Annotated in this window: 9 protein-coding genes; all 9 read left to right on the top strand. The window is 34.5% G+C overall.

Translation table 11 applies throughout. The features are described from left to right. Positions 1 to 126 precede the first annotated feature (126 nt). The 9 genes from VB776_RS05220 (at position 127) to porN (ending at position 13,410) form a co-directional block, all read left to right on the top strand. Complete coding sequence (locus VB776_RS05220) at positions 127 to 3,696, top strand: VCBS repeat-containing protein (RefSeq protein ID WP_323326712.1); 3,570 nt, start codon at positions 127 to 129, stop codon at positions 3,694 to 3,696. Between the two features lie 466 nt (positions 3,697 to 4,162). Further along, positions 4,163 to 5,038: a succinate--CoA ligase subunit alpha gene (gene sucD / locus VB776_RS05215; RefSeq protein ID WP_323258614.1), complete on the top strand. Its 876-nt coding sequence runs from the start codon at positions 4,163 to 4,165 to the stop codon at positions 5,036 to 5,038. A gap of 86 nt (positions 5,039 to 5,124) precedes the next feature. Then, the gene (locus VB776_RS05210) at positions 5,125 to 6,357 is read left to right on the top strand and encodes a DUF4271 domain-containing protein (RefSeq protein ID WP_323326710.1); all 1,233 of its coding nucleotides are present in this window, start codon (positions 5,125 to 5,127) and stop codon (positions 6,355 to 6,357) included. A gap of 87 nt (positions 6,358 to 6,444) precedes the next feature. Further along, entirely contained in the window at positions 6,445 to 7,230 is a 786-nt protein-coding gene (locus VB776_RS05205; protein WP_323258616.1) for a uroporphyrinogen-III synthase, read from the top strand. A 203-nt stretch (positions 7,231 to 7,433) separates the two neighbouring features. Then, positions 7,434 to 8,411, top strand: coding sequence for a PorP/SprF family type IX secretion system membrane protein (locus VB776_RS05200; protein WP_323326708.1), 978 nt, complete (start codon positions 7,434 to 7,436; stop codon positions 8,409 to 8,411). Between the two features lie 265 nt (positions 8,412 to 8,676). After that, on the top strand, positions 8,677 to 9,813 hold the full coding sequence (gene porK / locus VB776_RS05195) for a T9SS ring complex lipoprotein PorK/GldK (RefSeq protein ID WP_323326705.1): 1,137 nt from the start codon (positions 8,677 to 8,679) through the stop codon (positions 9,811 to 9,813). A gap of 140 nt (positions 9,814 to 9,953) precedes the next feature. Next, positions 9,954 to 10,742 (top strand): type IX secretion system motor protein PorL/GldL, encoded by a 789-nt coding sequence (gene porL / locus VB776_RS05190; RefSeq protein WP_323326703.1) that lies wholly within the window; start codon positions 9,954 to 9,956, stop codon positions 10,740 to 10,742. 100 nt (positions 10,743 to 10,842) lie between these two features. Next, the gene (porM, locus tag VB776_RS05185; RefSeq protein ID WP_323326701.1) at positions 10,843 to 12,420 is read left to right on the top strand and encodes a type IX secretion system motor protein PorM/GldM; all 1,578 of its coding nucleotides are present in this window, start codon (positions 10,843 to 10,845) and stop codon (positions 12,418 to 12,420) included. 87 nt (positions 12,421 to 12,507) lie between these two features. Further along, on the top strand, positions 12,508 to 13,410 hold the full coding sequence (gene porN, locus VB776_RS05180; protein WP_323326698.1) for a type IX secretion system ring subunit PorN/GldN: 903 nt from the start codon (positions 12,508 to 12,510) through the stop codon (positions 13,408 to 13,410). Positions 13,411 to 13,599: the final 189 nt, after the last annotated feature.

The following is a 13,599-nucleotide window of genomic DNA, read 5'->3' as shown; positions in this document are numbered from 1 at the left end:
TCAAATTTTACTATTCAAATATAAATTATTAAAAATATACGTTCATATTCTTCAAATTAGGTCATTCACGAATAGTATTCATATAAAATCTTGTTAATTTTATATTCCAAAAAAAGACCCAATTTTATGAATCAAAAATTACTGCTATTATTCTTTATAATCTTCTCTCTTTCCTCTTGTAAAAAAGAGAGTACTCTCTTTACTCAATTATCCGCAGAAGACACAGGTATTACATTTTCTAACAGGATTACAGAAAATGACACCATGAATGTACTTGAGTTTGAATACGTTTATAATGGTGGCGGTGTTGCTTTAGGCGATTTCAACAATGATAACCTTACAGACATTTACTTCACAGGTAACCAAGTTGCCAATAAATTGTACCTCAATAAAGGAGTAGATGAAGCCAACAAACTAAAGTTTGAGGACGTAACCGATAAATCAAAAGTTGCCGGTGACGGCAAATGGTGTTCGGGTGTTGCCTTAGTTGATATTAATAATGATAAATTATTAGATATTTATGTGTGTGCAACTGTAAAAGATGTTGCTTCAGAAAGAGCCAATATGCTTTATGTAAACCAAGGAGTAGGTAAAGATGGCGTTCCTACTTTCAAGGAAATGGCAAAAGAGTATGGTATTGACGATAACTCTCATACCACTAACGCTGCTTTTTTTGATTATGATAATGATGGCGATTTAGATTTATATGTGTTGATTAATGAAATGGAAGACATCCGTTTCCCAAATAAATATCATGAAAAAATTGTGGATGGTTCATCAAAAAGAACGGATAAACTATTTCGTAATGATTGGGATGAAAAACTCCATCATGCCGTTTTTACAGATATTTCAAAACAAGCTGGAATTTTGATTGAAGGATACGGTTTGGGACTAAACATTACGGACATTAATCGTGATGGCTGGAAAGATGTTTATGTAACGAATGATTATTTGACAAATGATTTACTCTACATCAATAATCATAATGGTGCTTTTAACGACCAAGCTCACGACTATTTCAAACATACCTCATATTCGGCAATGGGAAATGATGTTGCCGACCTTAATAACGATGGTCTGGTAGATATTTTGGCTGTGGATATGATGCCCGCAGATAATTATCGTAAGAAAATGATGCTGCCTCCCAACAATTACTTGACTTATCAAAACAATGAAAAGTTTGGTTACGACTACCAATATGCACGAAATACTTTACAAATGAACCAAGGAGTAAATCCTAAAACGGGCAAACCTGTTTTTAGTGAAATTGGTTTATTGGCTGGTGTCGCTGAAACAGACTGGAGTTGGACACCTATGGCAACTGATTTTGATAATGACGGACTGAGAGATATTATTATTACCAACGGATTTCCAAGAGATATTACAGATCAAGATTTCATGATTTATCGTGCTGAAATGGGTAATATGATGACGAAATTGATGTTACTTGATTCTATTCCTTCAGTAAAAATTACCGATTATGCTTTCCGAAATAAAGGTAATTTCAATTTTGAAGACGTATCAATGTCATGGGGATTGAACAAACCGAGCTTCTCGAATGGCGCAGCTTATGGAGATTTGGATAACGACGGCGATTTAGATTATGTTACAAATAATATCAACGATTCTGCTTCGGTTTATCGTAACAATTTGATTGAAACCAAACCAGATGAAAGTAATTATCTTCGATTAAAACTAAATGGTGCAGATAAAAACATCGGTGGCTTAGGTGCTTTTGTTGAAATCAAGTACCAAAATGGACAGACGCAAGTTTATGAAAATTCGCCTTACCGTGGTTATCTTTCAACAATTGAGAATATCGTGCATTTTGGTTTAGGTAAAAATCATATTGTTGATGAAGTAAAAATCATTTGGCAAAGTGGCAAAGTACAAGTACTCAAAAATGTCAAATCAAATCAAGTGTTGAATATTTATGAAAAAGATGCGGTTGTAAATCTTGAGAAAAAATCAAGTAATCCTACTCTTTTCGAAGACATTAGCGATTCATTGAATATCAATTTTACGCATACAGAAAAAGATGCTATCGATTTTAATATTCAAAAATTAATGCCTCATAAATTTTCTCAGTTTGGACCAGCCATTTCTGTTGGAGATGTAAATGGAGACGGACTTGAAGATATTTTCATTGGTGGGCCAAGTGACCAAAAAGGCACTTTTTTACTTCAAAATCAAGCTGGAAAATTCACACAAGCTGATTTAATTGCCAATGAGACGAATCTAACGAAACCGTCTGAAGACATGGGCGTCTTACTTTTTGATGCAGATTCAGACAATGACCTTGATTTGTACATCGTCAGCGGAGGTTACGAGTATCCAAATGGTACTCCCGTTTATCAAGACAGATTTTATGAAAATGATGGAAAAGGGCATTTCACACAAAAAAATCAAGCAATTCCAGCATTCTTAAAAAGTGGTTCATGCGTAAAAGCTGCCGATTATGATAAAGATGGCGACTTAGATTTATTCATCGGAGGAAGAGTAGAAGTAGCAAGTTATCCAAAACCTGTTTCAAGTTATATTCTTAGAAATGACTCAAAAGCTGGACAACCTAAATTCACTGACGTAACAGCACAAGTAGCTAACAACTTAGTAAATATTGGTTTAGTTTGCGATGCTATTTGGACAGATTATAATAACGATGGTTGGGTAGATTTAATGCTTGCTGGCGAGTGGATGCCTATCACGATTCTTAAAAATAATCATGGGAAATTAGAAAAATTAGCAACGGCTACAGATTTAGACAAACAAGTAGGTTTCTGGAACAGTATCACCACTGGTGATTTTGATGATGATGGCGACATCGACTACATCGTTGGAAACTTCGGGAAAAATTCACTTTTCAGAGCAAGTGATACCGAACCTGTTAGTATTTATGGTAAAGATTTCAACACCGATGGTAATTTTGATGCCATTCCTACGGTTTTCTATAAACCAAAAGAAGGTGAAATACTCAAAAAAGAAGTGCCATTCAACGGAAAAGATGATTTAAATAAACAAATGATTACGATGCGTAAAAAGTTTGTTCGTTATAATAATCTAGCAAATGCAGGAATAAAAGATGTACTTTCAGAAGAAGATTTGAAAGATGCCATTATTTTAAAAGCCAATTATCTCAAAACAAGTTATATCGAAAACCTTGGCAATGATACTTTTAAAGTAAAAGCATTACCAATGGAAGCACAAACCGCTCCAGTTTTGGGTATGCTAACCGAAGACTTTGATAACGACGGAAACCTTGATGTACTGATGGTTGGAAACGATTTTGGGGCAGAAGTTTCAGTAGGAAGATATGATGCTTTCAACGGGTTATTGTTAAAAGGAAATGGTAAAGGCGACTTCAAACCTACAACTTTACCTGAAAGTGCTTTTATTGTTTTAGGCGATGCAAAAGGCTTGGTAAGAGTAAATAATCCACAAGGAAAAGCTTTGATGATGGCAACACAAAACCGTGGCTCACTGAAAACCTTCAAATTAAGAAACAGTATTTTACAAAGCAAACCATTGAAAAATACCGATATGGTTGTTGTAGAAACACTTAAAAACGGCAAAACGAGAAGAGTGGAGGTAACTTATGGAAGTTCGTTTTTATCACAATCTTCAAGAAGTATACTGGTTAGTCCAGATGTAAAATCAATGGAAGTAATCGATTCAAAAGGAAAGAAAAGAACACTTTAAGTATATTGTTAAAATTAGATTACAAAAAGCAAATCCAGCGATGAACCTGAATTTGCTTTTTTTTGCCTATCATTTTAAAACACTTCAATTGTTTATTCTTAGAGAAGTAGCGCCTTCCCTCCTATCTTTTCTCAAAAATAATATTCCAAACTTCTGAGTAATTCATCAGTAAATTTCTATCAAATTAATCTTAACATAGAATTAGGCAATTAAATTATCGAAAAATGTTAAGCTATACTATATTTCCAGAAATAGAAATACCCTTAAACAGCTATTAATCAATCAATTAAATACAATTCAAAATAAGTATATCACTCAATATCCAAATTCCTTTTTGTCCTTTGCCTTGCAAACTATACCTTTACAATAAATTTACGTAGGCACTGTATAATTATAATCTCTGTTAAGGTTAAATACAGTAATTTCACAAAAAAACTGATTTTTACAAACCAAATATTTATCTGAAATGAGTGTACTTGTTAACAAAAACTCAAAAATAATCGTACAAGGCTTTACTGGGTCTGAAGGTTCATTCCACGCTCAGCAAATGATCGAATATGGTACTAACGTAGTTGGTGGTGTAACACCAGGAAAAGGTGGTTCAACCCATCTTGACCGTCCAGTATTTAATACAGTTGCTGAAGCTGTAGAAAAAGCAGGTGCTGATACTTCAATCATCTTTGTACCGCCTGCATTCGCTGCTGATGCTATCATGGAATCTGCTGATGCTGGTATCAAAGTAATTATTTGTATTACAGAAGGTATTCCAACTAAAGACATGATTTATGCTAAGGAATACATTCAGAATAAAGATTGTCGTTTAATCGGACCAAACTGTCCAGGAGTAATGACAGCTGGTGAATGTAAAGTAGGAATTATGCCTGGTTTTATTTTCACTAAAGGTAAAATTGGTATCGTATCAAAATCAGGAACTTTAACTTACGAAGCTGTTGACCAATTGACAAAAGCAGGTTTAGGACAAACAACTGCAATTGGTATTGGTGGTGACCCAATCATCGGTACAACTACTAAAGAAGCTGTAGAATTATTAATGAACGACCCTGAAACTGAGGGTATCGTAATGATTGGTGAAATTGGTGGTGGTATGGAAGCAGAAGCTGCACAGTGGATCAAAGCTGATGGTAACAGAAAACCTGTTGTAGGTTTTATCGCTGGACAAACTGCACCGAAAGGTCGTAGAATGGGTCATGCTGGTGCTATCATCGGTGGTGCAGACGATACTGCTGCTGCTAAAATGGCAATCATGGAAGCTTGTGGAATTCACGTAGTACATTCTCCTGCTGATATTGGTGCTACAATGTTGAAAGCATTAGGATTGTAGTAAATGGTTTCAATGAATATTGATAGTTTTTTTCTAATTTTGCAGAAAACTATCAAGACTTGAACTTTTACCAGAAATATATTCAATTGCAAAATCCTGTACGATTTACTAAATCATGCAGGATTTTGTGTTTAGACAAACAGTACTCCTTTTTCCAGTCGCTAGTTTTTTTGATTATCGCTAGTCTTCTGTCATTCCCTAATAATAGCTATGCTAAAGGCACCGTTGGCCCAAGTAATAGCTTTTATTTAGTTCATGACTATCATGACGACTGGCAAGTATTTGACGAACCCTACAAGGCTTATGTACCTTATGTTCGTGAACTTCATAAAGATTATAATTCGTTCAGCTTATTTTGTGATATTGAAAACTACAAGACTTACAAAATACTCTATTACTCATCCAAAGAAAATTATCTATTTATCAATGCTTCTTTACAACAAAAACTACCAGTAAATCAGTGGCTTGTATTAGATGTTGATAGTCTTCAAAAAGTTTATAAAAAAACGAAATTATTCATTACGATTTATGGTACCAATACCAATGTCGATGAATTAATGTTGTATGTAGGCAACCCGAAATCAACAAGTCAAGCAGTAATTGAATTATCAGAATCTTTATTGACAATTATTCCTAGAGAAATTTCTTCTTTCCAGAATTTTTTTGTGATTGGTATTTTTTTATTAGTATGTGCTTACGCTTTTCTGTATAACTATCAACCAAAATCTTTTGAACGTTTTTTTAACCCGAAAGACTTATTAACGATAAGTCTTCGAGATGATACATTTGTCGTAAACAAGCCTTTTGATTTAGGGAATTTATTGTTTGTAATAAACCTCAGCTTTACGATTGGTTTTATTTTTATGTTAATCATTATTGAGAAAAACGATTTGTTCTCGACAAGTACCATTCTTCAAGAAGGTGAAACACTTGGTGTATTATTTAGTAATTTCTTGGTAATAACCTCTATTATATTCGGAGCATATATTTTCAAATATGTTTCGTTGATGATTCTTTCCAATCTTTACAGACTTGATAAAATTATAAATATTCACTTTTTTAAAATTATTCAGGCTTCAAGTATTTTTTTCCTGATTGTATTAATTGTACTGACATACAGTACAATATCTATCCCAGAAATCACAAAAAATGCAGAAAAGTATTTGTTCTTGCCCGTTTCAATATTCTTTATTGGACGGTTGGCACTCTTATACTTTACGATAAATAAGATGACCTCATTAAAAAATCTATATTTATTTTCGTACCTTTGCATCGTTGAATTAATCCCACTTATTGTTGGCATCCGTTTTGCACTCTAAATAATGTGATAATTCAACAAAAAAATGTTCTAAAAAAGAACATCATTAGCCCAAACAATAATCCAATCAAGTTTAACTGCATTGAGCATGAGCGAAATAACATTAACCGCACATCCAGACAGATTAACCAAAGTAACCAGTATTTTAGTTACGCAAGCACGCCCAACCGACGAGAAATCACCATATTTTGAGTTGGAGAGAAGATACAATATCAAGGTTGATTTTCGCCCATTTATCGAAATTCAAGGCGTTGCTTTTAAGGACTTCCGGAAGCAAAAAATCAACATTCTTGAGCATACAGCCATTATTTTTACTAGCCGTAATGCCGTAGATCATTTTTTTCGTATTTGTAAAGAAGCACGTATCGAAGTACCAGCCGATATGAAGTATTTCTGTATTACAGAACAAACTTCAAATTATTTGCAGAAATATATCGTAATACGTAAACGTAAAATATTTACAGGAACAAAAACTGCTGCAGAATTACTTGAGTTAATCAAAAAACACAAAACTGAAAAGTTTTTATTCCCTTGTTCAGACAAACGCCGTAGCGATATTCCTGAATTTATGGGAACAAACGATTTACATCTTACTGAAGCAGTAATGTATGAAACAGTTTCTTCTGATTTATCTGATTTAGAAAGTGTTTTTTATGATGTCATCGCATTTTTTAGCCCTTCAGGCATTAAATCTTTGTATCATAATTTCCCTGAATTTAAACAAAATAAAACGAGAATTGCAGCCTTCGGCCCTACAACAGCAAAGGCAGTAACTGAAGCTGGTTTAATTTTAGATATTCAAGCTCCACTTCCAAATGCTCCGTCAATGACTGGTGCTTTGGAACTTTATATCAAAAAAGCCAATAGCCTTTAAAGGTTATTGAAAATAAATCATTCAAGACCTGTGAGTAATAAAACTCATGGGTCTCTTTTTTTATCAGACTTTTACAACAAATATCAATAAATTAGCGTTAGGAGTATCTGAGAGATACAAATTTTAGCGTAAATTATACAAATGTTTATTAGATTTGGAATTAAAGCCTGTATTTTGACTTATCTGTACTTTTTTGAAAGACTATGCGAAAGAATTTACAATATTTTACTCTAATTCTACTGCTATTGGCAAACTGCTCCGTTTTTGCACAACAAGATGCACAGTTAAGTCAATATATGTTTAATCCACTATATATTAATCCAGCAACGGCAGGTACCGATGGTGTAATGAGGTTTCAATTACATTATCGCAATCAATGGACTGCCTATCAAACTACTTATGATGGTTCAGGCTCATTAGGTACACAAGTATTTACAGCCTCAATGCCATTGAACGGGTTACATAGTGGCTTAGGAATACAGTTTGTAAATGATAAAACGCCTTCTGGAAGTGGCTATCAGAATATGTTATTATCTTACGCTTATCAAATTGGCTTAAGAAACGGTTCAATATTATCAATTGGGGTAAAAGGTGGATTTCATACCAAAACATTTGACTCACGCTTTAGACCAGGCGAAACAGGTGACCCAATTGTAGATGCAGCCTCAAAAAATATCAATGAAACCAAAGCAGATTTAGCACTAGGCATTCTATACAAAGCCCAAGATTATCAATTAGGCGTAAGTCTTAATCATGTCAATACACCCAATTATAGTTTTGGCGTAACAAGAGATAGCGATTATCGAATCAAGCAAGTATTAAATATTACAGCAAGCTATGATTATTATCTTAATGATGAAGTAAAGGTTACTCCAACAGCACTTTGGAGAAGCGATTTCGTAACTTCAGCTTTAGAAGGCGGTGCCATTTTTACTTACACTGAAAAATATTGGCTCGGAGGTTCTTATCGTTTAAACGATGCTGGTATCATTATTGCAGGACTATCCATGCTGAAAGACAACTCTTTACGTCTTGGCTATTCACTTGATTTAACAACCGTTGGGCAAACAGCAAAATCTCCTACATCGCATGAAATACTGATCAGTTATGCCTTACCTGCACCAAAATTATTTGGTGGGAAAAAGACCCCAGTTCGTACACCAAGATTCAGACATCAATAATTTTTTTGTATAAAACCCAACAGAAGTAATTTACAAAAATCACAAATAAACGATTGGTGTACTTACAACAGAAAAAAATATTAACTTTGTTTTTGGGTTACTATACTAACCAAGTAAATAAGGTCGTTTTTAAGAAGATTTAACATTAAAAATTGAATTTTATTACAATAATATAAAACACGATTATTTAGAAAACCATTATCAAAATTTTAGAGATCATTACCTTATTTTACTTACGGGTATCAATTAAAAAAGTTAAGACACTATGAATTACAGTGGAATTTTCAGGAAAATATCCTTACTACTCTTAGTAGTTACTCCTGTTTTGTTTTTGGATAGCTGTAGCTCTGGTACTAGCAAAACAGCTAGTAGCAAAGGTAGAAGTAGCAAACGAGGAGAACAGGTTGCTAAAGGCAAGAATAGCAAACGAAGCAGAAGTAGCAAAAAAGAAGATATCAAGATGGTCAATGGGGAAATTGCAGCAACCAGTCGTAAAGGTTGGAAACAAACTACCCCACTAGGTATGGTCTTGATTCCTGCTGGCTCATATATGATGGGACAAGCAGATGAGGATATTGCTGCAACATCAGTTGGCTTCAACAAACGTGTAACAGTTGTTCAGTTTTATATGGACGATACTGAAATCACTAATAACGAATATCGCCAATTCACAGATGTAATGTTGACAGACTCAATCTCTGTCCTTGGCGAAGAAAAAGTACTTTCTGAATATTATCCTGATACTACAGTATGGAGTAAAGATTTTACTTATCACAATGGTGACCCAATGACTGAATATTATTTCTCAAGCCCAGCTTTTGATATGTATCCAGTAGTTGGTGTTAGTTGGGTTGCAGCAAGATATTTCTGCGACTGGAGAACAAAAGCTTACAATGACTACAGAACATCTGAAGGAATGTACATTTCTCCAAGATTCCGCTTACCTTCTGAAGCAGAATGGGAATGGGCTGCACGTGGCGGAAAAGCTTCTGCAAAATATCCTTGGGGTAATCCTTATGTTGCCAACGTAAAAGGATGTTTATTAGCAAACTTCAAACCTCATAGAGGTAATTATGATGCTGACGGTTATGCCTACACAGCGCCTGCAAACCAATTCAATGCAAACGATTATGGTTTATATAACATGGCTGGAAATGTAGCTGAATGGTGTTTAGATGCTTATGCTGATAATGCAGTAGCTATTACTTGGGACTTAAATACAATGAATGACGATAAAGATGAACCACGTAAAGTAATTCGTGGAGGCTCATGGAAAGACGTTGCTTATTACCTTGAAACAGGTACTCGTTCGTATGAGTATGAAAACAAGAAACGTTCTTATATCGGCTTCCGCTGTGCGATGAATCATTTAGGACGTTCATCAGGAAAAGAATTCAGGTAAAAGAAAAAACGATTTTGAATCGTAAGCGAGGGAATCCAGTCGTAATCTACGACAACGTTCTCTCGCTTCGTTTTAATAATCCATCCAAACATCAAAATCATTCTCATTAATCGTTACACTCAAAATCATTACAAAAACAAATGGAAAGAATTATTAACGTTATCGCCAGTTTTGGTGCTGCAGTAGTTATCGTTGGTGCTTTATTTAAAATCTTACATTGGAATTACGCCAATGAAATGCTAATGGTAGGAATGTTTACCGAAGCATTTATATTTATATTATTTGGAGTTTTATATCTTTCTGTAAGACCTGAAAAAAGTTACGATTGGGAAAAAGTATATCCTGAATTAGCAAAAGATTTCCAAGGAGAATTACCTAAAAGAAGTGTTACAACATCAAACGCTGGAATTGGCTTAACTGCTAAAATGGACGAGATGTTAGCGAATGCTAAGATTACTCCTGATGTTTTTGAAAACTTAGGAAAAGGCATGAAGTCTTTAACCGAAACAGTTTCTAAAATTGGAACGATTACTGAAGCAACTGTTGCAACAAACGACTATGCTAAAAATGTGAAAATTGCAGCAGGAACAATGACAGAAATGAACAAGGCTTACGGAGTAACGATGACTGCGATGGGTGAAATGGCAAACGCTTCACAAGATGCGAAAGAATATCGCCTTCAATTCCAAAAAGTAACTCAAAACATGGGTGCTTTGAATGCCGTTTATGAATTAGAATTACAAGATACCAACAAGCATTTGAAAGCAATGAATGCCTTCTATGGTAATTTAACTGTAGCAATGGAAAACATGGCTGACGCAAGTAAAGATACTCAGCAGTTTAAGCAAGAATTAGCAAAATTGACTACTAACCTATCTTCATTAAACACAGTTTATGGAAGTATGTTATCAGCCATGAAAGGAAACTAATTTAAGACATATCGGTTATGATTAGTTTAAAATTAATTATAACAAGCATATTGAAAAAACTTAAACAAAAATCCTATAAGTAGATAAGAAAATGGCTGGAATGAAAGAAACGCCCCGTCAGAAGATGATTGGGATGATGTATTTGGTGCTAACAGCTCTACTTGCTTTACAAGTAAGCGATGCACTTTTACAAAAATTTGTACTATTAAATAATAGCTTAGAAGTAGCAAACAGCTCTGCTGTTCAAAAAAATAATCAAACTGTTGAAGGCATTAAGGCAAAAGTAAACGATTCGCCTAATCCTGCTCAATATGCTGATATCATCAAGCAAGCCCAGGAAGTTCGTAAACTTTCGGATGCGATGGTTGGAGAGCTAGATGATTTAAAAAATACGATTATTGAGAAAAGTGGTGGTATAGATCCTGAAACAGGTACTTATGTCGGAATGAAAGAAACCGAAAAAGTATATGAAGTAATGATTGGTGGTAAAAAAGATGGCTTAGCTTATGGCTTAAAAACGAAGCTTGATAATTTTGTTACTAAAATTGCAAGTTATGGTGACAAAAACACCAAATTTGAACCGCTCGCTCTTTCTGGAAAAGAAGATCCAGCCGTAGCCAAAGATGCCAATAATAAAAACAAAGATTTTGCTGAATTGAACTTTGCTGAAACACCAGTACCTGCTGCTTTAGCAACGCTAAGTCAAAAACAATCTGAAATTCGTCGTTACGAAAGTACAGTTTTAGGTCAACTAGCAGAAAAAGTAGGGATTAAAGACGTTAAGTTTGACAAAATTTTAGCAATGGTTTCTGCAAAATCTAATACAGTTGTTGCTGGGATGGATTACGAAGCAGAAATGTTTATTGCAGCTTATTCAAGTGGAATTACGCCAAGAATGAGCTTCAATGGTGCTGGCGTTCCAGTTAGAGATGGTAAAGGGCAAATTAAGTTTAAAGCTCAAGGTGGACAATATGATAGCCGTGGACTTTCAAAGAAAACTTATTCAGCAAGTATTTCATTTAATGGACCAAATGGAGCTGAGACAAGAACAATTAATGGTGAATATTTCGTTTTAAAACCAACTTATAATATTGAAGCAGGAAGTTTGCCTCCATTGTATTTAGGTTGTGCTAATAAATTAAGTATTGTTAGCCCAGGCTTAGGAGCTTTATGGCAACCAAGTTTTAGTGCAAATGGTGCAGAAGTGATTGCAGCAGGTGGTGGAAAAGTCACAGTTGTACCAAGTGCCGCTTCAGTTGAATTGAATATCAATAATGGTGGTATCTTATTAGGAACTGAGAAATTTAGAGTAAGAAGAGTACCAAGACCAGAAGTAAAAGTTTTTGGAGGTGGAGGAGAATTAGATGAAAAACGTGGTGCTAGTGCAAGTGGTTTAAGAAGTATAGAAGCCCGTGCAATCGCAGATGAATCATTCAAAGCAACCAACCCTGAAGATGCACAGTATCGTGTTTCCGAAATTTACATCGCATTAGCAAGGGGTTCAAAGAAAGTTGCGGACGTTACATTACCAGGAGGTGGAAATATTAGTTCTTTGGCACAAAGTGCTCAAGCTGGTGACCGTTACTACATTGAAATTAAAGGAGTTCAACGAAGAAACTTTAAAGGTGCAGTAGAAACTATTCCTTTTCAGATGGTAAAAAATATTCCATTAAACTAATCTTTGATTTTGTATAAATGGCAACTATAAGTTTACAAGTATTTTGATAATCAAGCTTAGCGTAAAACTTATAATGATAATAACATTATGAAAAATTTAATCAAAATTACCGGAGCAATCGTTTTTAGTCTAGCATCTTGTTCGTTGGCAACAGCACAAGAAAGAGACAATAGAGGTAAAAACCCAGATTCTGTTCGTCCGATAGACGATTCCAACATCATGTGGAAGATGCGTTTGTGGAGAAGAATGGATTTGAATGAAAAACAAAATCAACCTTTTTTCTCTAAAGGAAACGAGATTACTAAATATTTAATGGAATGGGTTCAAAGTGGGGTTTTACAGCCTTACAGAAACGATTCTTTAAAGACTAAAATCTCTAAAGAAGATTTTTTAAAAAACCTTATTGTAGAAAACTCTATTGGTGACAACGCCCTTTCTGATGCTGAAAAAGCAGCAGGTTTTGGAGCAGAAGGTGCTGCAGCGGCTGGTACTGACGATGGTTGGGGTGATACTAAACCTGCTACAGGTAATGCGGCTCAAGCTTCTTCAACTGCTAAAAATACAAGTGGTACAGGAGATTTATACTTTGCAAAAGAGCTTTCTATCATTGAAATCAGAGAAGATGCTATTTTTGATAAACAACGTTCTCGTTTGTATTATGATATTCAGTCTATTACAATCATTATACCTGCTAACAAAACAGCCGCAGGTTTTGATAAGACTGTTGCTTCATTCAAATATAAAGATTTAGACAAGTTATTCAGAAGTAACCCAAATTGTATTTGGTATAATTCACAGAACGAAGCTCAGCATAAAAATATGGCAGATGCATTCGATTTAAGACTATTCCATGCCAGACTTACAAAGAAAGGTAACCCAGAAGATAAAAGTTTAGATGAATTTTATGGTGGAGAAAAGCAAGGTTTGATTCAATCTCAACAATTAGAGTATAAATTGATGGAAATGGAGCATAATCTTTGGGAATATTAATCCAAGATTGAAGTCATAAAAAAAGCGAATGGAAAAATTCCCATTTGCTTTTTTTATGACTAATCAGATTGGCTTCCCTTTAATCTTGTAAATATTTAATAATCAACACATTGCCAATAAAATAACCCCGAAGAAGTGTCAATACTGGCAATTTTCGGGGTTTTTCTGTATTTTGTTACTGCTAAGAAA

Origin of the sequence: Arcicella gelida, assembly GCF_034931025.1 — a bacterium.
Taxonomy (GTDB): Bacteria; Bacteroidota; Bacteroidia; order Cytophagales; family Spirosomataceae; genus Arcicella; species Arcicella gelida.
This window is presented reverse-complemented; position numbering and strand designations above follow the sequence as displayed.

Bases quoted from the DNA above. Each gene is read 5' to 3' on its own strand.
- VB776_RS05220 (WP_323326712.1), top strand. From the start codon at position 127: ATGAATCAAAAATTACTGCTATTATTCTTTATAATCTTCTCTCTTTCC.
- sucD (WP_323258614.1), top strand. From the start codon at position 4,163: ATGAGTGTACTTGTTAACAAAAACTCAAAAATAATCGTACAAGGCTTT.
- VB776_RS05205 (WP_323258616.1), top strand. From the start codon at position 6,445: ATGAGCGAAATAACATTAACCGCACATCCAGACAGATTAACCAAAGTA.
- VB776_RS05200 (WP_323326708.1), top strand. From the start codon at position 7,434: ATGCGAAAGAATTTACAATATTTTACTCTAATTCTACTGCTATTGGCA.
- porK (WP_323326705.1), top strand. From the start codon at position 8,677: ATGAATTACAGTGGAATTTTCAGGAAAATATCCTTACTACTCTTAGTA.
- porL (WP_323326703.1), top strand. From the start codon at position 9,954: ATGGAAAGAATTATTAACGTTATCGCCAGTTTTGGTGCTGCAGTAGTT.
- porM (WP_323326701.1), top strand. From the start codon at position 10,843: ATGAAAGAAACGCCCCGTCAGAAGATGATTGGGATGATGTATTTGGTG.
- porN (WP_323326698.1), top strand. From the start codon at position 12,508: ATGAAAAATTTAATCAAAATTACCGGAGCAATCGTTTTTAGTCTAGCA.